General features: G+C 71.4%; 1 pseudogene. It reads left to right on the top strand.

The features are described from left to right. Window positions 1-543: pseudogene (locus FGX59_RS37155) on the top strand (aldehyde dehydrogenase (NADP(+))); the annotation flags it as partial. Window positions 544-733 lie beyond the last annotated feature (190 nt).

Raw genomic sequence — 733 nt, 5'->3', positions numbered from 1 at the left:
CTGGCCAAGGTCGCGCCGCAGGTGATGCTGACGGGCGGGATCGCCGCGGCCTACCAGGCGGGCAAGGCGCGGTTCCAGGGCCGCAACGCGGTCGCGCCGGTGCTGGAGACCGAAAGCGCGGGGCGCGAGGCCTCGCCGAACCTCTACGAGACCGACGCGGAGTCCTACCTGCAGGACCACGCGCTCGGCGAGGAGGTCTTCGGCCCGCTGGGCCTCGTCATCCGCACCGACACGGCGGAGCAGATGGTGACGCTGGCGAAGGGCTTCGAGGGCCAGCTGACGGCGACCTTGCACATGGACGAGGGCGACGCGGCCCTGGCGCGGCAGCTGCTGCCGGTGCTGGAGCGCAAGGCGGGCCGGGTGATGGCCAACAACTTCCCCACCGGCGTCGAGGTCTGCGACGCGATGGTCCATGGCGGGCCCTATCCGGCCTCGACCAATTTCGGCGCGACCTCCGTGGGAACCCTCTCGATCCGCCGCTTCCTGCGCCCGGTCTGCTTCCAGAACATCCCCGCAAGCGTCCTGCCCGAGGATATCGCCTGAGCCGCCCCGGCCCCGTGGCCGCAAGGCCGCGCCCCAGGGCCGGGCTGCGCCAACCCCTTGAACCAGAAGACCAATGCCGGACCCGGACCAGCCGGCCGGCATCCATGGGAGGATCCCGCATGAACGAGGAAACCCGCGAGAAGCTGAAGGGCGTGTCGGTGGCGACGCTGGCCACGGCGCTCTTCAAGCG

The organism is Poseidonocella sp. HB161398, assembly GCF_005870025.1.
Classification (GTDB): Bacteria; Pseudomonadota; Alphaproteobacteria; order Rhodobacterales; family Rhodobacteraceae; genus Mangrovicoccus.
Note: the sequence above shows the minus strand (reverse complement) of the source record. Positions and strands in the feature narration are given on the sequence as shown.